27 protein-coding genes are annotated in these 23,083 nt (G+C 43.4%); 24 read left to right on the forward strand and 3 right to left on the reverse strand.

Annotated features, from left to right (window positions below):
- Positions 1-19 precede the first annotated feature (19 nt).
- From rpsH to truA, 18 genes are all read left to right on the forward strand, one after another.
- The gene (gene rpsH, locus IGI86_RS01340) at positions 20-418 is read left to right on the forward strand and encodes a 30S ribosomal protein S8 (RefSeq protein WP_005227093.1); all 399 of its coding nucleotides are present in this window, start codon (positions 20-22) and stop codon (positions 416-418) included.
- A 31-nt stretch (positions 419-449) separates the two neighbouring features.
- Positions 450-986 carry a 50S ribosomal protein L6 gene (gene rplF / locus IGI86_RS01345; protein WP_005227095.1) on the forward strand — a complete coding sequence of 179 codons (537 nt, stop codon included), beginning with the start codon at positions 450-452 and terminating at the stop codon, positions 984-986.
- Between the two features lie 57 nt (positions 987-1,043).
- A complete protein-coding gene (gene rplR / locus IGI86_RS01350; RefSeq protein WP_005227097.1) occupies positions 1,044-1,400 on the forward strand; it encodes a 50S ribosomal protein L18 in 357 nt (118 codons plus the stop codon).
- Between the two features lie 20 nt (positions 1,401-1,420).
- Entirely contained in the window at positions 1,421-1,921 is a 501-nt protein-coding gene (gene rpsE / locus IGI86_RS01355; RefSeq protein ID WP_003128014.1) for a 30S ribosomal protein S5, read from the forward strand.
- 13 nt (positions 1,922-1,934) lie between these two features.
- A complete protein-coding gene (rpmD, locus tag IGI86_RS01360; protein ID WP_003128015.1) occupies positions 1,935-2,114 on the forward strand; it encodes a 50S ribosomal protein L30 in 180 nt (59 codons plus the stop codon).
- Positions 2,115-2,154: 40 nt separating this feature from the next.
- Positions 2,155-2,595 carry a 50S ribosomal protein L15 gene (rplO, locus tag IGI86_RS01365; protein WP_003128016.1) on the forward strand — a complete coding sequence of 147 codons (441 nt, stop codon included), beginning with the start codon at positions 2,155-2,157 and terminating at the stop codon, positions 2,593-2,595.
- On the forward strand, positions 2,595-3,890 hold the full coding sequence (gene secY / locus IGI86_RS01370) for a preprotein translocase subunit SecY (protein WP_005227099.1): 1,296 nt from the start codon (positions 2,595-2,597) through the stop codon (positions 3,888-3,890). Before rplO ends, secY begins: the two co-directional genes overlap by 1 nt.
- Before the next feature lie 60 nt (positions 3,891-3,950).
- Positions 3,951-4,595 carry an adenylate kinase gene (locus IGI86_RS01375; protein ID WP_005227100.1) on the forward strand — a complete coding sequence of 215 codons (645 nt, stop codon included), beginning with the start codon at positions 3,951-3,953 and terminating at the stop codon, positions 4,593-4,595.
- Between the two features lie 188 nt (positions 4,596-4,783).
- Positions 4,784-5,002, forward strand: a complete 219-nt coding sequence (infA, locus tag IGI86_RS01380) for a translation initiation factor IF-1 (protein WP_002288695.1) — start codon at positions 4,784-4,786, stop codon at positions 5,000-5,002.
- 32 nt (positions 5,003-5,034) lie between these two features.
- Positions 5,035-5,151 carry a 50S ribosomal protein L36 gene (gene rpmJ, locus IGI86_RS01385; RefSeq protein ID WP_002288710.1) on the forward strand — a complete coding sequence of 39 codons (117 nt, stop codon included), beginning with the start codon at positions 5,035-5,037 and terminating at the stop codon, positions 5,149-5,151.
- A 17-nt stretch (positions 5,152-5,168) separates the two neighbouring features.
- On the forward strand, positions 5,169-5,534 hold the full coding sequence (rpsM, locus tag IGI86_RS01390) for a 30S ribosomal protein S13 (protein ID WP_005227102.1): 366 nt from the start codon (positions 5,169-5,171) through the stop codon (positions 5,532-5,534).
- Positions 5,535-5,561: 27 nt separating this feature from the next.
- Positions 5,562-5,951: a 30S ribosomal protein S11 gene (gene rpsK / locus IGI86_RS01395; protein WP_005227104.1), complete on the forward strand. Its 390-nt coding sequence runs from the start codon at positions 5,562-5,564 to the stop codon at positions 5,949-5,951.
- Positions 5,952-6,030: 79 nt separating this feature from the next.
- A complete protein-coding gene (locus tag IGI86_RS01400; RefSeq protein WP_008376367.1) occupies positions 6,031-6,969 on the forward strand; it encodes a DNA-directed RNA polymerase subunit alpha in 939 nt (312 codons plus the stop codon).
- Between the two features lie 70 nt (positions 6,970-7,039).
- Positions 7,040-7,420: a 50S ribosomal protein L17 gene (rplQ, locus tag IGI86_RS01405; RefSeq protein ID WP_003128038.1), complete on the forward strand. Its 381-nt coding sequence runs from the start codon at positions 7,040-7,042 to the stop codon at positions 7,418-7,420.
- A gap of 271 nt (positions 7,421-7,691) precedes the next feature.
- A complete protein-coding gene (locus IGI86_RS01410) occupies positions 7,692-8,528 on the forward strand; it encodes an energy-coupling factor ABC transporter ATP-binding protein (RefSeq protein ID WP_005227109.1) in 837 nt (278 codons plus the stop codon).
- The gene (locus IGI86_RS01415; RefSeq protein WP_008376364.1) at positions 8,504-9,370 is read left to right on the forward strand and encodes an energy-coupling factor ABC transporter ATP-binding protein; all 867 of its coding nucleotides are present in this window, start codon (positions 8,504-8,506) and stop codon (positions 9,368-9,370) included. The genes IGI86_RS01410 and IGI86_RS01415 overlap by 25 nt, the downstream gene beginning before the upstream one ends.
- Positions 9,360-10,157, forward strand: coding sequence for an energy-coupling factor transporter transmembrane component T family protein (locus IGI86_RS01420; protein WP_005227113.1), 798 nt, complete (start codon positions 9,360-9,362; stop codon positions 10,155-10,157). Before IGI86_RS01415 ends, IGI86_RS01420 begins: the two co-directional genes overlap by 11 nt.
- Positions 10,158-10,312: 155 nt before the next feature.
- Positions 10,313-11,059, forward strand: a complete 747-nt coding sequence (gene truA / locus IGI86_RS01425) for a tRNA pseudouridine(38-40) synthase TruA (protein ID WP_008376361.1) — start codon at positions 10,313-10,315, stop codon at positions 11,057-11,059.
- A gap of 57 nt (positions 11,060-11,116) precedes the next feature.
- On the opposite strand, the gene IGI86_RS01430 is transcribed toward truA, so the two are convergent.
- Positions 11,117-12,430: an MFS transporter gene (locus IGI86_RS01430; RefSeq protein WP_008376359.1), complete on the reverse strand. Its 1,314-nt coding sequence runs from the start codon at positions 12,428-12,430 to the stop codon at positions 11,117-11,119.
- A 302-nt stretch (positions 12,431-12,732) separates the two neighbouring features.
- Here IGI86_RS01430 and IGI86_RS01435 point away from each other — a divergent pair, with 302 nt between their 5' ends.
- Positions 12,733-13,719 (forward strand): Rgg/GadR/MutR family transcriptional regulator, encoded by a 987-nt coding sequence (locus tag IGI86_RS01435; RefSeq protein ID WP_008376357.1) that lies wholly within the window; start codon positions 12,733-12,735, stop codon positions 13,717-13,719.
- 208 nt (positions 13,720-13,927) lie between these two features.
- Here IGI86_RS01435 and IGI86_RS01440 read toward each other — a convergent pair whose 3' ends face one another.
- Positions 13,928-16,576, reverse strand: coding sequence for a YfhO family protein (locus IGI86_RS01440; protein ID WP_430617668.1), 2,649 nt, complete (start codon positions 16,574-16,576; stop codon positions 13,928-13,930).
- Between the two features lie 162 nt (positions 16,577-16,738).
- Positions 16,739-16,927, reverse strand: a complete 189-nt coding sequence (gene rpmB / locus IGI86_RS01445) for a 50S ribosomal protein L28 (RefSeq protein ID WP_005232504.1) — start codon at positions 16,925-16,927, stop codon at positions 16,739-16,741.
- Positions 16,928-17,193: 266 nt separating this feature from the next.
- On the opposite strand from rpmB, the gene IGI86_RS01450 reads away from it, so the two are divergent.
- The 5 genes from IGI86_RS01450 (at position 17,194) to acpP (ending at position 22,847) form a co-directional block, all read left to right on the forward strand.
- Positions 17,194-17,556, forward strand: a complete 363-nt coding sequence (locus IGI86_RS01450; RefSeq protein ID WP_005227125.1) for an Asp23/Gls24 family envelope stress response protein — start codon at positions 17,194-17,196, stop codon at positions 17,554-17,556.
- A gap of 46 nt (positions 17,557-17,602) precedes the next feature.
- Complete coding sequence (locus tag IGI86_RS01455) at positions 17,603-19,285, forward strand: DAK2 domain-containing protein (protein WP_005232500.1); 1,683 nt, start codon at positions 17,603-17,605, stop codon at positions 19,283-19,285.
- Positions 19,286-19,398: 113 nt separating this feature from the next.
- Positions 19,399-21,429, forward strand: coding sequence for an ATP-dependent DNA helicase RecG (recG, locus tag IGI86_RS01460; protein ID WP_430617669.1), 2,031 nt, complete (start codon positions 19,399-19,401; stop codon positions 21,427-21,429).
- A gap of 45 nt (positions 21,430-21,474) precedes the next feature.
- The gene (plsX, locus tag IGI86_RS01465; RefSeq protein ID WP_005232496.1) at positions 21,475-22,494 is read left to right on the forward strand and encodes a phosphate acyltransferase PlsX; all 1,020 of its coding nucleotides are present in this window, start codon (positions 21,475-21,477) and stop codon (positions 22,492-22,494) included.
- Between the two features lie 110 nt (positions 22,495-22,604).
- Positions 22,605-22,847, forward strand: a complete 243-nt coding sequence (gene acpP / locus IGI86_RS01470; RefSeq protein ID WP_005227129.1) for an acyl carrier protein — start codon at positions 22,605-22,607, stop codon at positions 22,845-22,847.
- Positions 22,848-23,083: the final 236 nt, after the last annotated feature.

The raw sequence follows: 23,083 nt of genomic DNA on the forward strand, positions 1-23,083 counted from the left end.
AAAGGAGGTAAATTATCCCATGGTCATGACAGATCCAATTGCAGATTTTCTAACGCGCGTGCGTAACGCAAACATGGTTAAACACGAAAGCCTAGAAGTACCTGCTTCAAAAATCAAACGTGATATCGCTGAAATCTTGAAACGTGAAGGTTTCGTCCGCGATGTTGAATACATTGAAGATGACAAACAAGGCGTGATCCGCGTATTTCTTAAATACGGTAAAAACGGTGAACGTGTTATCACAAACTTAAAACGTATCTCTAAACCAGGCTTGCGTGCTTATGTCAAAGCTGACGAAGTACCAAAAGTATTGAATGGTCTAGGAATCGCGATTATCTCAACTTCTGACGGTGTAATCACTGACAAAGAAGCTAGAGCAAAAAATGTTGGCGGCGAAGTAGTCGCTTATGTATGGTAATTTAAAATATTCCACAAGGAGGTGCCTCTAAGTGAGTCGTATCGGTAATAAGATCGTCGTTCTTCCTGCTGGTGTTGAAATCAAGCAAAACGGAAACGACATTACAGTTAAAGGACCTAAAGGTGAATTAACACGTACTTTCTCTTCTGATATCACAATGAATATCGAAGGAAACGAAGTAACATTCACTCGTCCAAATGATAGTAAAGAAATGAAAACTATCCACGGAACTACCCGTGCAAACTTCAACAACATGGTTGTTGGTGTTTCTGAAGGTTTCCAAAAAGCGTTAGAATTAATCGGGGTTGGGTACCGTGCTCAATTACAAGGAAAAAAACTTGTATTGAACGTTGGTTACTCTCATCCAGTTGAAATCGAAGCGCCAGCTGGAATCGAAATCGAAGTTCCTTCAAACACTTCTGTGATCGTTAAAGGATCAGATAAAGAAGTCGTTGGCGAATTGGCTGCCAATATCCGTGGCGTTCGTCCTCCAGAACCTTACAAAGGCAAAGGAATTCGTTATGTTGGCGAATTTGTACGCCGTAAAGAAGGTAAAACTGGTAAATAGTCGTAATTCTTTACGACTAGCAGCTTAGGCTAGCAAAATTAAAAGAGGTGACAAATTGTGATTACAAAACCAGATAAAAACAAGACACGTCAGAAAAGACATCGTCGTGTACGTAACAAAATCTCTGGTACTGCTGAGTGCCCACGCTTAAACGTGTTCCGTTCGAACAAAAACATCTACGCACAAGTAATTGATGACGTAGCGGGTGTGACGCTAGCAAGTGCCTCTGCCTTAGACAAAGAAGTTTCAGGTGCAACAAAAACTGAACAAGCACAAGCTGTCGGTAAATTAGTCGCAGAACGTGCAGCAGCAAAAGGTATTAAAGTAGTAGTCTTTGACCGTGGTGGATACCTTTACCATGGCCGTGTAGCAGCTTTAGCTGAAGCAGCTCGCGAAAATGGACTGGAATTTTAAGAGAAGGAGGAACACCATTCATGGTTTATATTGATCCAAAACATTTGGAATTAGAAGACCGCGTTGTTGCGATCAACCGTGTAACTAAAGTTGTTAAAGGTGGACGTCGTCTACGTTTTGCTGCATTAGTTGTTGTCGGTGACAAAAACGGACACGTAGGTTTCGGTACTGGTAAAGCGCAAGAAGTACCAGAAGCAATCCGTAAAGCAATCGAAGACGCGAAGAAAAACTTGGTGGAAGTACCAATGGTTGGTTCTACAATCCCTCACGAAGTTATCGGTGTATTCGGCGGCGGACGCATCCTTATGAAACCTGCTGTAGAAGGTTCTGGGGTAGCTGCTGGTGGACCAGTTCGTGCCGTATTGGAATTAGCTGGGGTAGCTGATATCACATCTAAATCTTTAGGTTCTAACACACCAATCAACGTTGTTCGCGCAACAGTTGAAGGTTTAAAACAATTAAAACGCGCTGAAGAAGTGGCAGCACTTCGCGGCAAATCAGTAGAAGAATTAATCGGTTAAGGAGGACACTATAATGGCTGAATTGAAAATTACTTTAAAACGCAGTATTATCGGACGTCCCCAAAACCAACGTGATACTGTAAAAGCGTTAGGTCTTACAAAGTTGAATTCAACAGTTGTAAAACCTGCTAATGATGCAATCAAAGGCATGGTTAACACTGTTTCTCACTTAGTGGACGTTGAAGAGGTCTAAGGATCAGCAGATCTAGTTTGATTAAGGAGGTGCCAAACCTATGAAACTTCATGAATTAAAACCATCAGAAGGCTCACGCCAAGTACGTAACCGTGTCGGACGAGGAACTTCATCTGGTAACGGTAAAACAGCTGGACGTGGACAAAAAGGTCAAAAAGCTCGTTCAGGCGGCGGAGTACGTCTAGGATTCGAAGGTGGACAAACACCATTGTTCCGTCGTTTACCAAAACGTGGCTTTACAAATGTGAACCGCAAAGAATATGCAGTCATCAATCTTGATGTCTTGAACCGCTTTGAAGACGGTGCTGAAGTAACACCTGTTGCTTTACACGAAGCTGGAATCGTCAAAGACGAAAAAGCTGGAATCAAAGTATTAGCTAACGGAGAATTAACGAAGAAATTGACTGTGAAAGCAGCTAAATTCTCAAAAGCAGCTGAAGAAGCAATCGTTGCTGCTGGTGGATCAATCGAGGTGATCTAATGATCAGACTATTGAAGGATGCCTTTAAGGTTAAGGATATTAGATCCAGAATATTGTTCACCGTCTTAATCTTGTTTGTCTTTCGTCTGGGAACACATATTACTGTGCCAGGCGTAGACGCAAGTCGCCTAAATACCATCGCGGATCTACCATTTTTAAACATGTTGAATTTGGTAAGTGGTGGCGCCATGCAACAATTTTCGATTTTCTCGATGGGGGTTTCGCCTTACATCACTGCCTCAATTGTCATTCAGTTGTTGCAGATGGATATCGTCCCTAAATTTGTTGAATGGTCGAAACAAGGTGAAGTGGGTCGTAAGAAATTAAATCAGGCAACACGTTACTTGACGTTGGTATTAGGCTTTGTCCAATCCATGACATTAACGGCTGGATTTAACTATTACACTCAACTCGGGTTTGTAAACAATCCTAATATGGCAACCTATATCGTGATCGGACTGATTTTAACAGCCGGAACGATGTTAGTCACTTGGTTAGGAGAGCAGATCACCGAGCGTGGTATCGGAAACGGTGTGTCAATGATCATCTTTGCGGGGATCATTTCACGCTTACCAGCAAGCATCAAAGAATTGATTGAAGATTACTTCATTAACGTGGATCAATCGGATATCTGGCTAAATGCTATCTTTATGGCGCTGCTTGTGATCGCTGTGTTGATCGTCATTACTTTAGTAACGTATGTTCAACAGGCAGAACGCAAGATTCCGATCCAATATACAAAACGGGTAGCAGGAGCGCCTACCAGCAGTTACCTTCCTTTGAAAGTAAATGCTGCCGGGGTTATCCCAGTTATCTTTGCCAGTTCTTTTATTACAACACCAAATGCGATCATTCAAGCATTAGGTAGTTCATATAGAGGAGAAACTTGGTACGAAGTGGTGCAAACGATCTTTAGTTACAACACTGTACCGGGTGCGATCATCTACACTGTCTTGATTGTTGCGTTTACCTTCTTCTACGCATTTGTTCAAGTGAACCCTGAGAAATTAGCGGAAAACTTGCAAAAACAAGGAAGTTACATTCCGAGTGTGCGTCCTGGTAAAGGAACAGAAGAATATGTATCGCGTTTGTTGATGCGATTAAGCACGGTGGGATCGATCTTTTTAGGATTGGTTGCTTTACTTCCAATCATCGCTCAGATGGCTTGGAATTTACCGCAATCGATCGGACTAGGTGGAACGAGTCTATTGATCATTATCGGTGTGGCACTTGATACTGCCAAGCAGTTAGAAGGGCTTATGCTGAAACGGAAATATACTGGTTTCATCAATTAAAGTTATTGAAGTGTTGAGGATTTCCTCAACACTATTCAAAAACTTACAGGAGGAATTAGAATGAACTTCATTTTAATGGGATTACCTGGTGCTGGAAAAGGTACTCAGGCAGAACGTATCGTTGCTGAATACGGTCTTCCTCATATTTCAACAGGCGATATGTTTCGGGCTGCGATGGCGAACGAAACAGAACTAGGCCTTAAAGCAAAATCATACATGGATCAAGGCGCATTAGTTCCTGATGAGGTTACAAATGGGATCGTTAAAGAACGTTTAGCTGAACCTGATACCGAGAAAGGTTTCTTATTAGATGGTTTTCCTCGTACTTTGGATCAAGCAAAAGCGTTAGATGAGATGCTAGCTGACCTTAACAAAAAACTTGATGCCGTTATTGATATTCATGTTCCTGAAGAAGTTCTTGTAGAACGTTTAGCCGGCCGCTTCATGTGCCGCAATTGTGGGGCAACTTATCATAAATTGTTCAATCCTCCCAAAGAGGAAGGAACATGTGATCGTTGTGGAAGTCATGACTTCTACCAGCGTGAAGATGATAAGCCTGAGACGGTCAAAAATCGTCTAGCTGTCAATATCAAAAGCAGTGAACCAATTTTGACTTATTACAAAGACAAAGGGTTATTGCAATCGATTGATGGGGATCGCGACATCGACGCTGTATTCGAAGATGTTCAAAAGATCATTGACTAATCATAGATTGCCCGAGTCCAACTTGCAGCTTAAAACTTTCTCTTGAAATCTTTGACAGGATATGATAGAATATGTCAGTCCGACTTCTACTTTTTATTAAGTAGGAGCATAGTTTGAGAATATCAGGTGGGAACCGAGTTTCCGCCATTTTATCGTGTGAAAATCACAAGTACAAGGAGGTACTGTGCGTGGCAAAAGAAGATATGATTGAAGTCGAAGGTACAGTCGTCGAAACTTTGCCGAATGCAATGTTTAAAGTAGAATTGGAAAACGGACACCAAGTTCTAGCGACCGTTTCTGGTAAGATCCGGATGCACTACATTCGTATTTTACCTGGAGACAAAGTAACGGTGGAATTATCCCCGTATGATCTGAACCGTGGCCGCATTACTTATCGCTTTAAATAATTGTACTCCGTAAAACCACAGGAGGTATTATCATGAAAGTAAGACCATCAGTAAAACCAATGTGCGAACATTGTAAAGTAATTCGTCGTAAAGGACGCGTTATGGTGATTTGCCCAGCAAATCCAAAACATAAACAACGTCAAGGATAATCGGAGGTGTAACAAATATGGCTCGTATTGCAGGAGTAGATATTCCTCGTGATAAACGTGTGGTCGTTTCACTTACTTATATCTATGGTATTGGTAACACGACTGCAAAACAAATTTTAGCTGACGCTGGCGTGTCTGAAGAAGTTCGTGTTCGTGATTTAACGAATGAACAAACAGATGCTATCCGTGCAGAAGTTGATAAATTAAAAGTTGAAGGTGACCTTCGTCGTGAAGTGAACTTAAACATCAAACGATTGATGGAAATCGGTTCTTACCGTGGGATCCGTCATCGCCGTGGATTGCCAGTTCGTGGACAAAACACGAAAAACAATGCACGTACTCGTAAAGGCCCGTCTAAAACAGTCGCAGGCAAGAAAAAATAATTCCTAAGTGAAGGAGGTTAAAACTTCATGGCAGCAAAAAAAGTGAGTCGTAAACGCCGTGTGAAAAAGAATATTGAAGCGGGTATTGCACATATTCACTCAACATTCAATAATACAATCGTAATGATCACTGATACTCATGGTAATGCATTAGCATGGTCATCAGCTGGTTCATTAGGTTTCAAAGGAAGCAAAAAATCTACTCCTTTTGCCGCTCAAATGGCAGCAGAAACAGCTACCAAAGCAGCAATGGAACACGGATTAAGAACTGTTGAAGTAACAGTTAAAGGACCTGGTTCTGGACGTGAAGCAGCAATTCGTTCATTACAAGCAGCAGGTTTGGAAGTGAGTGCGATCCGTGACGTGACTCCAGTCCCTCATAATGGATGCCGCCCTCCAAAACGCCGTCGTGTTTAATGAGTGCTGCTCATTTTGAGTGTAACAAATACGTCATTGAACAAGACACTTTTCGTTTTGAAAGGGGTAATAGATAAGAATGATTGAATTCGAAAAACCAAGAATCGCAAAGATTGATGAAGACAAAGATTATGGCAAGTTCATCGTGGAACCTCTTGAAAGAGGCTACGGAACTACACTAGGAAATTCCCTACGTCGTATTTTATTATCTTCTTTACCTGGTGCGGCAATCACCAATATTCAAATCGATGGAGTTTTACACGAATTCTCAACTGTTAAGGGTGTTCGGGAAGACGTTGCTCAAATCATCTTGAATATTAAAGGTCTTGCATTGAAAATGTACGGGGATGAAGAAAAGACCCTTGAAATTGATATTTCAGGACCTGCTACAGTAACTGCTGGCGATATCATCGTTGATAGTGATGTAGAAATCCTTAACAAAGATATGTATATCTGTACCGTTTCTGAAGGTGCTACGTTCCATGCTCGCTTAACAGTGAAACCTGGCCGCGGCTACGTTCAAGCGGACGAAAACAAAAAAGAAGACATGCCAATCGGCGTTCTTCCAGTCGATTCAATCTATACACCAGTACGTCGTGTCAACTATCAAGTAGAAAACACACGTGTCGGTCGTCGAGATGATTTCGACAAATTAACGATGGAAATATGGACTGATGGCTCAATCGAACCATTGGAAGCAATGAGTTTGTCTGCGAAAATCATGACTGAACATTTAGACATCTTTGTTAACCTAACTGATGAAGCGAAAAACGCTGAAATCATGGTTGAAAAAGAAGAAACACAAAAAGAAAAAATGTTGGAAATGACGATCGAAGAATTAGACTTATCTGTTCGTTCATACAACTGTCTAAAACGTGCAGGAATCAATACTGTACAAGAATTGACAAACAAATCTGAACCAGAAATGATCAAAGTAAGAAACTTAGGCCGTAAATCTCTTGAAGAGGTCAAAGTGAAATTACATGATTTAGGTTTAGGACTACGTAAAGACGATTAAACCGTTTTCGATTACGTTAGTTCGGTTCGTCTGACCGATACAACATTCGAAAGTGAAGGAGGGAAACCACGTGAGTTATCGTAAACTAGGACGCACATCTAGCCAACGTAAAGCGATGTTGCGTGATTTGACAACTGATTTATTCATTAACGAACGTATCGTTACGACTGAAGCTCGTGCGAAAGAAGTTCGTTCAACTGCAGAAAAAATGATCACTTTAGGTAAACGTGGTGATTTGCATGCACGTCGTCAAGCAGCAGCATTCGTTCGTAATGAAGTTGCAAGTGTACGTGAAGAAAACGAAGAAGTAGTTATTGAATCAGCATTACAAAAATTATTCAATGATATCGCTCCTCGTTACACAGATCGCCAAGGTGGATATACTCGTATCTTGAAAACAGAACCAAGACGCGGAGATGCTGCACCAATGGTTATCCTAGAACTTGTTTAAAATCACACTTATCATCACTTTATAGATGTTTACTAAGAGTGTTATGATGTTGGAAGAAACTTTCCGAGTCTAGCTCAGCGCCTACACCTCGATGTATTTCGAGGTGTACGCACTCATCATAAAGTGCTTTTTTTTTACTTTCGATTACCTGTCAAGACAGGTGATGGCAAGTGAAAAAAAGATCTGGAGACAAATCGTGCGCGAATCATTGAAAAACGTGCGCTTTTTTGGTAGTGTTAGAAAGAATTAATCGCAAATGAAGGAGTCTATCATGAAGCCAATCATTGAATTGAATGCTATTACTGTGCGTTATAGCGAAGAAGAGCGTGCCGCGTTAAATAACGTATCCTTTTCCATCAACAAAGGGGAATGGGTGGCGTTGATCGGCCATAACGGCTCTGGAAAATCAACTTTAGCAAAAACCATCAATGGCTTGATCTTGCCGCAAGAAGGCAGTGTTTCTGTCGGCGAATTGCCTTTGAATGAAGAAAATATCTGGAATATTCGAAAAATGGTCGGTATGGTCTTTCAAAACCCTGACAATCAATTCGTTGGTTCGACGGTGGAAGATGATGTGGCTTTCGGTTTAGAAAATCAAGGAATCCCGCGAGAAGAAATGCTGGTTCGTGTCAAAGACGCTCTGGAACAAGTACGGATGAGCGAGTTTGCGACGCGGGAACCCGCGCGCCTTTCTGGTGGTCAAAAACAACGGGTAGCCATTGCCGGTGTCGTTGCACTGCGCCCGGATATCATCATTCTTGATGAAGCCACTAGTATGCTAGATCCAGAAGGCCGTGAAGAAGTGATCGCAACGATCAAAAAAATCAAAGAGAAAAACAATTTGACCGTGCTATCGATCACCCATGATATTGATGAAGCAGCTAACGCCAATCGGGTGCTGGTGATGCGTCAAGGAGAGCTCGTCCGCGAAGGGACACCAGCAGAGATTTTTTCTGCAGGTCCGGAACTGATTGAGCTAGGCTTAGATCTGCCGTTTCCTGAAAAATTAAAGGCGGCACTAAAACAGCGGGGCGTCACGGTACCACAAGCGTACTTAACTGAAGAAGGGATGGTGGATTGGCTATGGACATCCGTTTTGAACAAGTAGGATTCACCTACCAACCGCATTCTCCGTTTGAACAACGGGTTTTGTTCGATATCGATTTAGAGATCAAAGAAGGCTCTTATACCGCCTTAGTCGGTCATACGGGTAGCGGAAAATCTACGTTGCTGCAGCACTTGAATGCATTATTAAAACCAACGACTGGAACGGTCACGATCGGTGAGCGAGTCATCAAACCCGAGTCAGACAACAAAAATCTAAAACCGTTACGTAAAAAAGTCGGGATCGTTTTTCAATTTCCTGAATCCCAATTATTTGAAGAAACCGTTGCGAGAGATATCGCTTTTGGACCGAAAAACTTTGGCATCTCCGAAGAAGAAGCCAAAGGTTTAGCCCAAGAATACATTCAATTGGTAGGTTTAGATGAAAGTTTTCTGGAACGTTCACCATTTGACCTTTCAGGGGGCCAAATGCGCCGTGTAGCGATTGCTGGAGTCTTAGCTATGGAACCAGAAGTTTTGGTCTTAGATGAGCCGACAGCTGGCTTAGATCCACAAGGACGCAAAGAGATGATGGAAATGTTTGATCGCCTGCATCGGGAAAAGAACATGACGATCATTTTAGTGACCCACTTGATGGATGATGTGGCGAACTATGCTGATTATGTCTATGTGTTAGAAAAGGGACGTCTCGTCAAAGCCGGCACGCCGTCCGTTGTGTTTCAAGACACTGCTTGGCTGCAAGAAAAGCAGTTGGGGGTACCGACAGCAACCGCATTTGCGGAGCAACTACAAGCCAGAGGATTGGCATTTGAGCAGTTGCCGCTAACGGCTGATGAACTGGCAGATGTTTTAGTAGCAAAGGGGGCGACTGCCCATGATGAATAAACTGATTTTCGGTCGTTTTATTCCCGGGGACTCCTTGATCCACCGTTTAGATCCACGGGTCAAATTGATTGCTAGTTTTTATTTTATCGCGATTATCTTTTTGGCGAATAATTGGCAAAGCTATTTATTAGCGGGGGCTTTTACGCTTTTTTGTATCTCTTTTTCAAAAATTGATTTTGGCTTCTTTATTCGCGGCGTACGTCCTTTGATTTGGCTGATTTTGTTTACCGTGGCGTTACAGATTTTATTTACTACCGGCGGTGACGTCTATTGGTCTTGGTGGATCTTTAACATCACAGAATTTGGTGTCCAAAATGGGATCTTTATTTTTTGTCGTTTTGTTTTGATCATTTTCATGTCGACTCTGTTGACGTTAACGACGCCCCCATTAGAGCTTTCAGATGCGATCGAATACATTTTGCGTCCTTTAAAAGCGATCCGTTTCCCTGTCCATGAAATCTCACTGATGCTGTCGATTGCGTTGCGCTTTGTACCAACCTTGATGGATGAAACAGAAAAAATTATGAATGCTCAGCGTGCCCGCGGGGTCGATTTCGGCGAAGGGGGACTGTTGCAGAAGATGAAGGCGATCGTTCCTTTATTGATTCCTTTATTTGTCAGCAGCTTTAACCGTGCGGAAGATCTAGCTACCGCTATGGAAGCCAGAGGCTATCAAGGCGGCGAAGGGCGTACCAAGTATCGTATTTTGCACTGGCATCAACGGGACACATTGGTTGTCATCGTTTTTGCGCTCTTTACAGTAGCATTAGTGTTCTTAAGAGGATAAACGAAGACCTATGATTGAAGTCAACCCACGAAAGGTTCTTAACGAAGCAACGAGACTGCTGGCAATCCCAGCGGCTGGTTCGAAAAGGCCTGTCGATCGATCAGACTTTTCTCATAGGCCTTTTTTTGAAAAAATAGAAAGAAACAGGTGATTCAATGGTCCGCTATAAAGCGACGATCGCTTATGATGGTACGAATTTTCAAGGATTTCAGCGTCAACCCAATGGACGAACGGTTCAAGAAGAGATTGAAAAGACATTAACGAAGATGAACAATGGGCAACCGATCCAGATTCATGGCTCTGGCCGCACCGATGCGGGGGTCCATGCGCAAGGGCAAGTGATCCACTTCGATTTCCCTCAAAAGCGTCCACTGGAAAAAATGCGCTTTGGATTAGATACCCAAACGCCAGAAGATGTTGCGGTAAAATCGGTGGAGATCGTTGACGATACCTTCCATGCCCGCTACTTAGTCATTGAAAAAACCTACCAGTTTCGGGTAGACATTGGGAAACCCCGCAGTCCTTTCCGCCGCCATTATGCCAGCTATTATCCGTATCCGCTAGATTTGGAAAAAATCCAACGAGCGTTGCCAGATTTTTTAGGCACCCATGACTTTACCAGTTTTTGTGCGACGGGCAGTTCAGTCGATGACAAGACGCGGACGATCCATGAGGCGTCCATGGCGGTCAATGACGCTGGAGATGAGTTGATTTTTACCTTTCGCGGCGATGGATTTTTGTACAAGATGATCCGGATCATGGTGGGCACATTGCTGAAAATCGGCAATGGACGGATCGCACCTGACAGCATTCCTGCAATCATTGCGCAAAAAGACCGAAATGCGGCAGGTCCCACGGCTCATCCAGAAGGATTGTATTTGGTTCATGTTGCTTATGAATAAGGAAAAACACAAGCTTCGCTGCTCTTACACAACAAGAGATAGCGAAAGCTTGTGTTTTTATTTTTTCTCAGGCAAAACAGAGGTGGTTTCTTGCCAATCTTCAGTCCTTTCCGTCGCGTTTTTAGGCGCAGCAATGGTGGGTGTTTTTTCCAAGGTACCGGCAGCGACTAAGGCGGCGATGGCTACCAAAAATGCGAAAAGCAAGTAAAGCAGCCAGCTCCAAGCAACGTGATAGCGATTGCCGATGCCTAAAAAGACCATTTGTCCGACAGGTCCCCCTAGCATCACAATGGTGGAAAAGATCCCGCTGCTGATGGCGAGATGTTCTTCATCAATCTCACGAATCAGATATGCCGAAAAACGAGGATTGATTTTTCCAATCAGATAGCCTTCAGCAAAGAGCAGCGCAATCATGAGCCAACGGTTATGCAGGAAGAGAAAATTCAAGGTCAACAGACATAAAACGAAAGAGGTATACGCAATCAAGCGAACCAGACCGGTATTCTTGAACCAGTCGGCAGCAAACAAGGCGCCAGCGACCATACCGATCGAAGTAGCGATGCCTGCCATCGCAACGGTGTTGCCATAAGTGGCAAACCAAAGCGCAAGGTCATCCAACAGCTGGAGATTTAGTAGACCGCTCGTACTAGCAGCTAAGGTATTGATCAGTAAGGCAAAGAGGATCATCTTTTTAAGAAAAGCCGTACCAGTCAATAATTTAAAAGTATCCGAGAAATTCTGAAAGAGTGGTGTTGCTGCTTGATTGATTTTCCCTGGCACCGCATAGAAGAGCGAGCGGTTCAGGAAGATCACGATCGCGGCTAAGAAAAACGTCACGGCATTGATCAAACCAAAAGCCGCAAAGTTATTATTCAGTAAAATGATCCCCCAAGCACCGATGCCTTGAAAGACGATTTGAACGGTGGTTTGACACGCCATTTGAAAGCCCATGGCACTGTCTAAGGCATCAGCAGGCACAAGACGGCGAACATAGGGCAGCTGCAACCCAGAACAATAAGCGCCCAAACAATCAGATACAATGTTGATGCCTAGCAAAAGGAAGAAAGACCATAAACTAGGCGGCAGTTGGATCAAAAAAGCGAGTGCCACAAAAAGGACTCCTTGTAAGAGTCGACTGCTGATCATCCATTGCACTTTGTTTTTGGTACGATCGGCTAGATAGCCAGTCAGGATCCGTAAGAGATCAGGGACTAACAGTGCCATGGAGGCTAAGGAAACAGCAAGGGCATTAAAGGGTAATGTACTGGCATAAACTACAAAGACGATATTAAATAAACTCATGCCGATGCCGCTGAGTAAGGCGGCGTTGACTAAGGCACGATAGCCTTTGTTTTGTTGATATTCTTTCATCGAAATCATCCTTTCACGTTCTACGTTGTAAAATCAGTATAGGATGCTTTATACTAAGAGAAGAAAATAATCCACTATAGTGGAATTTAAATGCACCAGGAGCATACCAGAGGTTACTGTCACGAGTGATTAGCAGTTAAAAGAGTGGCATGTAAATAAGGTGCCGCAGATTTTGCTCCTCAACATTTTATAGGTTTGAATCTAAACTTGAATCTAGAACAGGAAAATTTAATTGCGGAGCTTCATTCGTGAAGTGGGATTGGTTTGGCGTTTGTAGACCGATCGTTGTGAGGAGGATGGTTATGGAAGAAGGAAAACTGTACCGACAATTGCGCAAAGAGCGCGGCTATACGATCGCTCAAGTGGCGGATGAACAAAACAGTCGCTCGTTTATCAGTAAATTTGAGCAAGGTGCTTCAAGTATCAGTATTCATCGATTGGAACGCTTATTAGAAAATATTCATGTCACAGTGGAGGAGTTTTATTATTTGCGTGCGCAGCAAAAGGGCGTAAAAGGGCACGACAACCTGATGAGCTTTCCCAGCTATATGACGAGCGAATTTATGGATTTACTGGATCGAATTTTAGGGATCAACAAAGAAGCTTATTTGAGTAACGCCCACGCCCAGAGAAGCAAAGAAGGGCTGGAGGAAATGCGTAGCGAACTGATCGCCGCTTCCAAACAGCATTCTTTTGTTTTTCTGTACCTTGAGATCACAAAGGAGATACATGAAATCAATCTCTCAGGTCCTAAACTCAATCACTCTTCTGGTGACTATATGGAAAAGCTACGCACCAAAACTCGCCCCGTCATTTCCTACCTTACGAAAGTAGACAACTGGGGCGTTTATGAGATTTTGCTTTTTCGTTATTTTCAATTCTTATTTCCTGTCGAAACCTCCTATCACTTACTGCAGATCGCTATCTCTCGCACAAAAAAAGAACAAGGTTTGTCCTTGATGCGAGAAATTCAAATGGATTTGATTTTTAGTTGTTTTACGACGTTTGTCAATTTTCGCCGCCTGGAGTGGGCAAAAGAGGTGTTGACCATTGCAGAGGAATTATTGGCAGATCGCGGAGACATGCTAAACAGTACGCATCTTCTTTGCTATCAAGGATGGTACTGGTATATTTATGGCGATCAAGAAAAAGGACTGTTGAAAATCGATCAAGGGCTTTCGATCTTTCGCGTCTTAAAACAAACCAAAATGGTTAAATTATGGGAGCGATCGTTGCACTCCATCAAGAAAAATGCGGAAGAACCCAACAGTTATCTTATGTTTCGCTAAACGCTCTAAGGGCTAACGGGCTAGGCATTGCTCCCCGAATCGAAGGGGATCTAGCGGGTAATGGATGCTAAGACCACTAGAGCGAACAACTGCGGAACCTGAGCACAAAAAAGAACCAAACTCACCGATCATTGAGCGACACCCATAAGTCAGCTTTTGCTCTAACTTAAGGAGATCGCCTCAAAAAGACGAGTTGGTTCTTTTTCGATTAGGTTTCTGGTGGTTGATCCATGAGTTGGCGTTGGTTGTCCAAGACTTGCTTTTTGGCTACTTGTTTCTGGTAAAACCAAGCAAACAAGATAAACAATGCGATGCAGCCAAAGAACAAGCAAACACCGATAACAAAGCCTTGCGGTAAGAAGGAGAGTTCCAAGTGATGGGTGCCACTTGGGATCGTCACACTGATAAAGCCATCTTGAAAGGCCGTGATTGGGACTTCTTTGCCGTCAAGCGTAGCAGTCCAGCCCTTGTCATAAGGGATGGTTGTTACAAGCTGCTGCTCTTTTTCAGTCGTGATGTCGGCTTTGGCACTGCGTTTGCCGACAGTCATAGCGACCCCTCGTTCTTGGATCGCATCAATTGCTTGTTGGTAGGCGTTGGTATCCAAGGTCACAACTTGCGGGTTTTGGAAGGAGATTTCAGGCGTTCCGTAGAAGCTGACGGTGAATTGAACCGTCGTATCGGTCTCATAATGTCCTAAGTCGTAGTATTGACCGTTGATACTGATTTGCGTTTCTCGCTGCTGACCGTTGACTGTCACGGTGGCAGATGAGCTTTCCAATTCTCCGAAGTTGGCAGGGAAGAGACTCAAGTACGCTTGCGAGTTCGCCGGAACCTCCACTTGCCAAGTCACTTCTTTTGCGACATTGCTTTCTTGCTCAGTAAATTTCATATACATGCCGTCATTGGTGATATCTGTATTTTTACTATGGATCACCGTGATCGGCTGAAAGGCAAAATACTCTAAATTTAAATCGGCCAAGCCATTGAAAAGATTTTTCTGGCTCGTCAAGTTGTCGTTTTGCGGCTGTTCAATCGATTCGATGGTCGGTTCAGCCAAGAAACCTAGAGGTAACGCATTTTGATTTTCATAGAGCTTGTATTCACCAGATTCTCCGACTCGTTGAAAGCCGTATTTGGTGAGATTTGGCTTGGAGATATTGTATTTGATTCCTGTAAAAGCATCCATCAGCAAGGTATTATTCGGATAGCGGATATTTAAATTGGTGCCGCGAGACCGAAAGCCCAGATTATCCAGGTAGCTTGAGGAATTGCGGTTACGAATTGAAGAAAACATGCTGACCCCGCTGTAGCCATAATTGATACTGTCGTTGGAAGAAACAGGATCAAGGTTTTCTAATCGGAAAAAGGTATCATTGTCTTCGTTGGCTTGAGTGACTAGTTTTTTGATGTCCGGATAAGGTTCTGTATACAAACTACGAGAAGCATAGTTCCAATCATTCAAAATTCCGCGAACCATGCCGCTCGTATTGACGGCCATTTCTCCGCAGACGAAGATCAGCATCAAGATCGTCACTCGTTTTTGTGTTAAAAGACCTAATTGCCCGAACCCAATACATAACAAGTAAAGAACAAAGAATACGATCGTTAGCGCAAAGGAAGTAGCGGAAACATATTCATAGGTTCCGGCTCCTTTCAATGCGTAGGAGAGGGCAAATACCACGATCGTAGAAAGACCAATAATGAGAAACAATCCGCGATCTTTTTGCTGCAGTTGCTCCCATCCGTATCCCGCCAGCATGATCACTAAGAAGGAGAACAAATAGGCATAGCGGAAAAGGAACATATTTGGGGCATGCATCCCATGCCAAAAAAGATTCATCGGCACGATATAAAAACTGGCGATCAAAACAGCAAACATGCCAGCGTATAAGAATTTATCTTTCAAGCGGATTTTCTTCGAAACAAAATATAAAATACACAACAGCAACGGCAATAAGCCGATATAGATGAAGGGAATGGAGCCGTATTTTGTCGTATCGTAAACACCGATCATGTTTTTCATCACGAGATCAAAGACATCGGTGGCTTCGGTTTTAAAGGAAGAAATCGTCGTCAATTCTTCCCCGTTCGACCGCAAATCTAATAAGGCAGGTAAGATGATCACCATTGAGGCGCCGCCAGCTAACAAAGAGGTGATGCCGTAAGGAATGATCGCCCCCCGAGCTTGCTTCCAGTTGCGACCCAATTGAACCAAGAAATACATCACGGAAAAGAGACCGATCATAAAGCCCATGTAAAAACTGGATAAAAATAACAGCAGATAACTGATAAATAACACGACTGGTTTTTTCTTTTTCATTAACCGGTCAATACCTAAAATCACTAGCGGTAGATAGATCATGGCATCAAGCCACATGATCAGTTCCGAATGGGCGGTGATGAAGGACATCAAGGCATAGCAGACGGCTAAGGTCACATGCTGCCAACGTTGGATCTTAAAGGTTTGGCTGGCATAGAACCAAAACGCCAAGCCCGCACTGCCGATTTTGATCAAGGTTAAAAAGTACAGGGCATCTGGCATTAGCTGATTTGGGAAAAATAAGACGAGGGGAGTGAAGATTCCCCCTAAATAATAGGAGATCAATGCCAGATAATTTAAGCCTAAAGAGGCGTTCCATGTATAAAAGATACTTTGCTTGCCTAAGAGCATATTGCGAAAGCTGGCATGAAAGTTTGAGAATTGCGAAAAGGCATCACTGGCTAAGACACTGCGGCTGCTGCCGGGGTAGATACCGATGGTCAAATAGATCACTGCCATGATAAGAAACGGCAAGAAGAAACTAGCAAGCATATAAGGCCAATGTTGTTTGGCAAATGTTTTTATTTTCGTCACAAGAAGTCACCTGTTCTTTATCAATTTTTTCTTAGTTTACCACAGGTGAATCGATTAAAAAAACAAAGACCTATTTTCTTTAATGAAAACCTAAGTGAAAGCGCACCAAAGAAAAAAGGGTACAAAAAAAGCCGTTCAAAACGAACGGCCGAAAAGGTCTAATTATACGCGCTCAACTTTTCCAGATTTCAAAGCACGAGTTGACACCCAAACTTTTTTAGGTTTTCCGTCAATCATAACGCGAACTTTTTGCAAGTTAGGTTTCACAGTACGTTTTGTCGCATTCATTGCGTGAGAACGATTGTTTCCACTTGCAGTTTTACGTCCAGTAAAGTAACAAACTTTAGCCATGTGGTTATTTCCTCCTTTGCCTTGATGTTGGAGCGCTATTTCAGCTCATACCATCTGAATTTATCACAGAAAGGTGAAAAAAGCAAGAGTAATTTTCAAGAAACATTGACTTTTCCCAGTAAACATTGTAAATTAAACAAGGTCGAAATGCAAGACGTTTGGTCAGAAAGCCCCTTTTCATATGTCTCATCCTTTTATTTGCGGTACAGCTATGATAAAATATGTAAGAAGAAAGATGGGTCATGCCCATTGAAGGAGGCTATAAAATGGCTGTAAAAATTCAAACCTCATCAGGTATTATTGAAATCAGCAATGAAGTCATTGCAACAGTGGTCGGAGGCGCAGCAACAGATGTGTTCGGCATTGTTGGTATGGCTAGCAAGAAACAAATCAAAGATAACATCAATGAAATTTTACGAAAAGAAAATTATTCTCGCGGTGTCGTTGTCCGCCAAGAAGAAAACGGCATTGCAGTGGATGTATACACGATTGTTAGCTATGGAACAAAAATTTCCGAAGTTTCCCGCAACGTGCAGGAAAAAGTGAAATACAACTTAGAAACGATGCTAGGTGTATCTGCGAACTCGGTAAATGTATTTGTTCAAGGCGTACGTGTACTGCCAGATTAGGCAAGGGATCCGTTCATGGCGGATGATTTTAAGGAGGACTATCTAAGTGAAGGTAACGAATATCAGCGCAAGTCAGTTTCAAGAAATGGTGCAGGCAGGCGCGGCTCGTCTACAAGTTAATGCAGAGTTTGTCAACTCATTGAATGTGTTTCCTGTTCCAGATGGAGACACCGGGACAAACATGAATCTATCCATGACCAGTGGAGCAAAAGCTGTCGCAGATGCGACTTCAGAAAACGTCGGCGATCTTGCCGCTACACTTTCAAAAGGACTATTGATGGGCGCACGTGGGAATTCCGGCGTCATTTTGTCTCAATTATTCCGCGGTTTTTCTAAAGCTATCCCGACCGCAGAAACACTCACTGCACCAGAATTGGCTCAAGCCTTTACTCATGGAGTAGAAACCGCCTATAAAGCAGTCATGAAACCTGTGGAAGGAACCATCTTGACTGTGGCACGCATCTCAGCTGAATATGGCGAGAAAAAAGCACAAACTACCGATGATTGTATCGAAGTGATGAAAGCCGTGGTTCACGGCGCAAAACGTTCATTGGCGAAAACCCCTGATCTATTGCCCGTCTTAAAAGAAGTCGGCGTGGTAGATAGCGGCGGTCAAGGATTGTTGTTTATCTATGAAGGCTTCTTAAATGCATTGACTGGGGAATACCCAGCCGATGAAATCTTCGAACCTTCCCCAGCGGCTATGGACGAAATGGTCAATGCCGAACATCATCGCAGCGTTCAAGGGCACTTAGCGACAGAAGACATCACCTTTGGTTACTGTACAGAAATCATGGTGAAGATCGGTGAAGGTCCGACTGTAGATAGTGAATTTGATTATGAAACATTCCGTAATTACTTAAACGAGTTAGGGGATTCCTTATTAGTGGTCAATGACGATGAGATCATCAAAGTCCATGTCCATACGGAACATCCCGGCGAAGTTATGAATTATGGTCAAAAATTTGGCTCGTTGGTGAAAATCAAAGTCGATAACATGCGTCTTCAGCATGAAACGATCTTGGAACACGATCAGCAAGAAGCAAAAACTGCACCAGTAAAACGTCCGCGGACACCATTTGCGATCATCGCGATCGCGGCTGGCGAAGGCTTGAAAGAATTGTTTACTAGCCTAGGCGCTTCTTATGTCATCAGTGGTGGCCAAACGATGAACCCAAGTACAGAAGACATTTTGGTGGCAATCAATGAAGTCAATGCTGATCAAGTGATCGTATTACCGAACAACAAAAATATCTTTATGGCTGCGCAGCAAGCAGCGGAAGTTTCCGAGATTCCAGTAGCGGTTGTTGAAACACGGACGATCTCTCAAGGGATGACGGCGATGCTAGCCTTCCACGAGCAATCCACACTAGCTGAAAACCAGCAAGCGATGACTGATGTCTTAGCAAGTGTTGTCAGTGGCTCAGTGACCCATGCGATCCGTAATACATCAATTGATGGCATCGAAATCACAGAAGGCGACTTCTTAGGAATGGTGGACGGCAAAATCGTTGTTTCTGTTCCCGATCGTTTCTCTGCTTCTATGACTACCTTAGAAAAAATGATCACAGAAGATACTGAGATCGTCACCATCATTATCGGTGAAGAAGGCAAAGCCAAAGAAGCAGCGAAAATCGAAGAAGCGATTGTTGAACTGCATCCTGAGATCGAAGTAGAGATCCATCAAGGAGATCAGCCGGTTTATCCATATCTTTTCTCAGCAGAATAAACAAATTAGGCGGCGGGGGCAAAAATCGTAGATGATTTTTGGCTCCGTCTTTTTCTATGAATGCAGGAACCCCTGTAATGAATCAAAATCACTTTTGGAAAAGGAGGGTACCTATGCTGAATCAGCCACTTACGGTATTAAAGGGTGTCGGAGAAAAACGCGCCCAAGACTTGGCGAGTTTAGGAATCGAAACCATCGAAGACCTGCTAAAGTATTACCCGTTTCGTTATGAAGACATTCAAGAACGGCAATTAGCGGAGATTCAAGACCAAGAAAAAGTAACGATCAAGGGGATCGTCGTTTCCCCACCGGTCGTCAATCGCTTTGGTTACAAGAAAAGTCGGTTGCAATTTCGCATGATGCAAGACCACGATGTCTTTAATGTCTCCTTTTTCAATCAGCCTTATTTGAAGGATAAAGTAGAGGTCTCAGAAGAGATCGCCGTCTATGGCAAATGGGACGCCAAACGCAAAGGACTGACGGGGATGAAGATTCTTGGTAGTAAAAGCGGCGAAGACTTTGCACCGATCTATCATGTCAATAAAGCCGTGCGTCAAAGTGTTTTGATCGAACTGATCAAACAGGCATTTCTTGATTTTGGTGATCAGATCACAGAGATCTTGCCTTTGTCATTGATCGAAAAATATCGCTTGTTGGATCGGAAATCCGCGATGTTTGCAATGCATTTTCCCAAAGATACCCAAGAGAGCCATCAAGCGAAACGTCGGGTGATTTTTGAAGAGTTCTTTTTGTTCCAAATGCAGATCCAAGGACTGAAGAAAAGCGAAAAAGCCGAGAAAAACGGCTTGACGATCGATTATGATGTGCAACGCTTGAAAGAATTTACTCGTAAACTGCCCTTTGAATTGACGAATGCGCAAAAGCGCGTGACCAATGAAATCTGCCATGACCTGAAAAGTCCGCAGCACATGCAGCGGCTCTTGCAAGGAGATGTAGGGAGCGGGAAAACAGTCGTTGCGGCGATCGCCCTCTATGCTACGATGACGGCTGGCTTTCAGGGCGCACTGATGGTGCCGACTGAAATTTTGGCCCAACAGCACCTAGAAAGCTTGAATCAACTCTTTGACCCCTTAGAAGTGACCACCGCTCTTTTGACAGGCTCGACCAAACCAAAAGAACGGCGGGTCATCTTAGAACAATTAGCAGCCGGGGAGATCGATATCATCGTTGGGACCCATGCGCTGATCCAAGAAGGGGTAGACTTTGCACATCTTGGCTTAGTCATCACCGATGAACAACACCGTTTTGGGGTCAATCAGCGAAAAGTCTTAAGGGAAAAAGGCTATCTGCCTGATGTGCTCTTTATGACCGCCACACCAATCCCACGTACACTAGCGATCACCGCCTATGGCGAAATGGATGTTTCGGTGATCGATGAAATGCCGGCAGGACGGATTCCTGTAGAGACTCGCTGGGTCAGACCGCCGCAGTTTGAATCGATCTTAGAGTGGGCGCAAAAAGAATTGGCACAGGGGCATCAGATGTATGTCATCTGTCCTTTGATCGAAGAATCCGAAATGCTGGATGTCAAGAATGCCACGGAGATTTATGAGCAGCTGCAAAGTTATTTTTCCCCAACCTATCAAGTAGGGATGTTGCACGGGAAAATGAAGAATCAAGAAAAAGACACTATTATGGAAGCATTCAAAGAAAATCAACTGCAGATCTTGGTTTCCACGACGGTCATCGAAGTAGGGGTCAATGTTCCCAATGCGACAGTGATGCTGATCATCGATGCTGATCGTTTCGGATTAGCCCAGCTCCACCAATTACGTGGACGGGTAGGACGCGGAGCCGATGCTTCTTACTGTATTTTGATCGCGAACCCGAAAAATGAGACGGGGGTCGAACGAATGAAAATCATGACAGAAACCACCAACGGCTTTGTAGTCAGCGAAAAAGACCTGCAGTTGCGGGGGCCAGGAGAAGTCTTCGGCAATCGACAATCGGGCTTGCCAGAGTTTACGGCTGCCGATTTGGTCGCGGATGCCCATATTCTAGAAGTGGCACAAGTCGAAGCTACCCAGCTTTGGCAAAAAAACAGCTGGCAGCTGTTGCCAGAATTTTCGGCATTGGCGAACTATTTGGCAGCAAAAAAAGCAGGCAAACAATTTTTTGATTAAAGAATATGCTATACTGATTGGGAAAATGAAGGGAGTGGCAGCGAGATGCGGATTGCTGTTGATGCAATGGGCGGAGACAACGCCCCAAAAGCGATCGTAGAAGGAGTCATGCTGGCGAAAAAAGACTTTCCAGAGATTGAATTCCTCCTTTACGGAAAAGAAAATGAAATCAAAAAATACATGACGGATGATAAAAATGTCACTATCATCCACACAGATGAAAAAATCAATAGTGATGACGAACCCGTCAAAGCAATCAGACGGAAAAAAACCGCTTCAATGGTCTTAGCGGCACAAGCAGTGAAAAATGGCGAAGCAGATGCGATTTTTTCAGCTGGAAATACCGGTGCCTTGTTAGCGGCTGGCTTGTTTATTGTCGGTCGGATCAAAGGAATCGATCGTCCAGGATTGATGTCCACAATGCCAGTGATTGGCAAAGATGCTGGCTTTGATATGCTGGATCTAGGTGCCAATGCCGACAATAAACCAGAACATTTGGCAAACTATGCCGTCTTAGGATCCTTTTACGCCCAAAAAGTTCGTGGGATCAATCGACCACGGGTCGGCTTGTTAAATAACGGAACGGAAGAAACCAAAGGTAGTGAATTAACGAAAAAAGCCTTTGAACTGCTGTCAGCGGATCCTACGATCCACTTTATCGGCAATGTCGAAGCCCGGGAATTACTGGATGGTGCAGCTGACGTCGTCGTGACAGATGGCTTTACTGGGAACGCTGTTTTGAAATCGATCGAAGGAACCGCCTTGAACTTGATGGCGTTGTTGAAACAATCGATTCTTGATTCAGGTACCAAAGGAAAATTAGGCGCATTGTTACTGAAAGATGCATTGCGGAAAGTGAAAAATGAAATGGATTATGCGAAACATGGCGGGGCCGTATTGTTTGGTTTGAAAGCACCAGTCATCAAAACCCATGGTGCGACAGGACCAGAAGCGGTAGCGTACACCATCAAGCAGATCCATACGATGCTAGCAACAGATGTCGTGGCACAATTGGTCGCCCACTTTGAAGAAATGCCGGCTGCAAAAGACGAAACGCAATCATAATGCAATCATTGTAATGAAATTGCAAAAAAATCTAGACAAAAAGCATAGAAAGCAGTACAATGTTTGTTAGCCATTCTATGTTTTGTGCAAACGCGTGGAGGTGAAGCCAGTTGACACGAGATGAAGTATTCAAGAAAGTTGCGGTCGTGATCGCCAATCATTTTGAAATTGACGCAGAGAACGTAACGGATACGATGAGCATTAAAGACGACTTGAACGCTGATTCGATCAGTGTGATGGAATTCGTCCTTGAACTAGAAGATGAATTTGGTACCGAGATTTCTGATGAAGATGCCGAGCAGATCGAAACAGTCGGTGGAGCGGTTGATTATATTTCAAGCCATCTTGCTTAAGACAGACATAAGAGCTAAGTCCTAGATGACTTAGCTCTTTCTTTCTCATAATTGATCCGCTGTGATTTGGGCGGTTTTTCTTTAGAATCGAAATCAAAAAAACGATCGTTAAACCTGACATGACGGCGTTGGAAGCATAATGTAAATTTTCTGAAAATTCAGTGTATTAAGTTTTCTGGGACTTGCATTATTGTTAGCATTTCTATATAATTATTAAGAATATATTATACAATGTT

Source organism: Enterococcus sp. AZ188, from assembly GCF_050544075.1.
GTDB classification, from domain to species: Bacteria; Bacillota; Bacilli; order Lactobacillales; family Enterococcaceae; genus Enterococcus_D; species Enterococcus_D entomosocium.

What these genes read in the sequence shown, in the direction of transcription:
- rpsH (WP_005227093.1), top strand. Translation starts at nt 20, where the DNA reads ATGGTCATGACAGATCCAATTGCAGATTTTCTAACGCGCGTGCGTAAC.
- recG (WP_430617669.1), top strand. Translation starts at nt 19,399, where the DNA reads ATGCTGAATCAGCCACTTACGGTATTAAAGGGTGTCGGAGAAAAACGC.
- rpmJ (WP_002288710.1), top strand. Translation starts at nt 5,035, where the DNA reads ATGAAAGTAAGACCATCAGTAAAACCAATGTGCGAACATTGTAAAGTA.
- secY (WP_005227099.1), top strand. Translation starts at nt 2,595, where the DNA reads ATGATCAGACTATTGAAGGATGCCTTTAAGGTTAAGGATATTAGATCC.
- rpsK (WP_005227104.1), top strand. Translation starts at nt 5,562, where the DNA reads ATGGCAGCAAAAAAAGTGAGTCGTAAACGCCGTGTGAAAAAGAATATT.
- IGI86_RS01420 (WP_005227113.1), top strand. Translation starts at nt 9,360, where the DNA reads ATGATGAATAAACTGATTTTCGGTCGTTTTATTCCCGGGGACTCCTTG.
- IGI86_RS01400 (WP_008376367.1), top strand. Translation starts at nt 6,031, where the DNA reads ATGATTGAATTCGAAAAACCAAGAATCGCAAAGATTGATGAAGACAAA.
- IGI86_RS01430 (WP_008376359.1), bottom strand. Translation starts at nt 12,430, where the DNA reads ATGAAAGAATATCAACAAAACAAAGGCTATCGTGCCTTAGTCAACGCC.
- IGI86_RS01435 (WP_008376357.1), top strand. Translation starts at nt 12,733, where the DNA reads ATGGAAGAAGGAAAACTGTACCGACAATTGCGCAAAGAGCGCGGCTAT.
- IGI86_RS01415 (WP_008376364.1), top strand. Translation starts at nt 8,504, where the DNA reads ATGGACATCCGTTTTGAACAAGTAGGATTCACCTACCAACCGCATTCT.
- IGI86_RS01410 (WP_005227109.1), top strand. Translation starts at nt 7,692, where the DNA reads ATGAAGCCAATCATTGAATTGAATGCTATTACTGTGCGTTATAGCGAA.
- rpmB (WP_005232504.1), bottom strand. Translation starts at nt 16,927, where the DNA reads ATGGCTAAAGTTTGTTACTTTACTGGACGTAAAACTGCAAGTGGAAAC.
- plsX (WP_005232496.1), top strand. Translation starts at nt 21,475, where the DNA reads ATGCGGATTGCTGTTGATGCAATGGGCGGAGACAACGCCCCAAAAGCG.
- IGI86_RS01450 (WP_005227125.1), top strand. Translation starts at nt 17,194, where the DNA reads ATGGCTGTAAAAATTCAAACCTCATCAGGTATTATTGAAATCAGCAAT.
- truA (WP_008376361.1), top strand. Translation starts at nt 10,313, where the DNA reads ATGGTCCGCTATAAAGCGACGATCGCTTATGATGGTACGAATTTTCAA.
- rplO (WP_003128016.1), top strand. Translation starts at nt 2,155, where the DNA reads ATGAAACTTCATGAATTAAAACCATCAGAAGGCTCACGCCAAGTACGT.
- IGI86_RS01375 (WP_005227100.1), top strand. Translation starts at nt 3,951, where the DNA reads ATGAACTTCATTTTAATGGGATTACCTGGTGCTGGAAAAGGTACTCAG.
- rpsE (WP_003128014.1), top strand. Translation starts at nt 1,421, where the DNA reads ATGGTTTATATTGATCCAAAACATTTGGAATTAGAAGACCGCGTTGTT.
- rpmD (WP_003128015.1), top strand. Translation starts at nt 1,935, where the DNA reads ATGGCTGAATTGAAAATTACTTTAAAACGCAGTATTATCGGACGTCCC.
- rpsM (WP_005227102.1), top strand. Translation starts at nt 5,169, where the DNA reads ATGGCTCGTATTGCAGGAGTAGATATTCCTCGTGATAAACGTGTGGTC.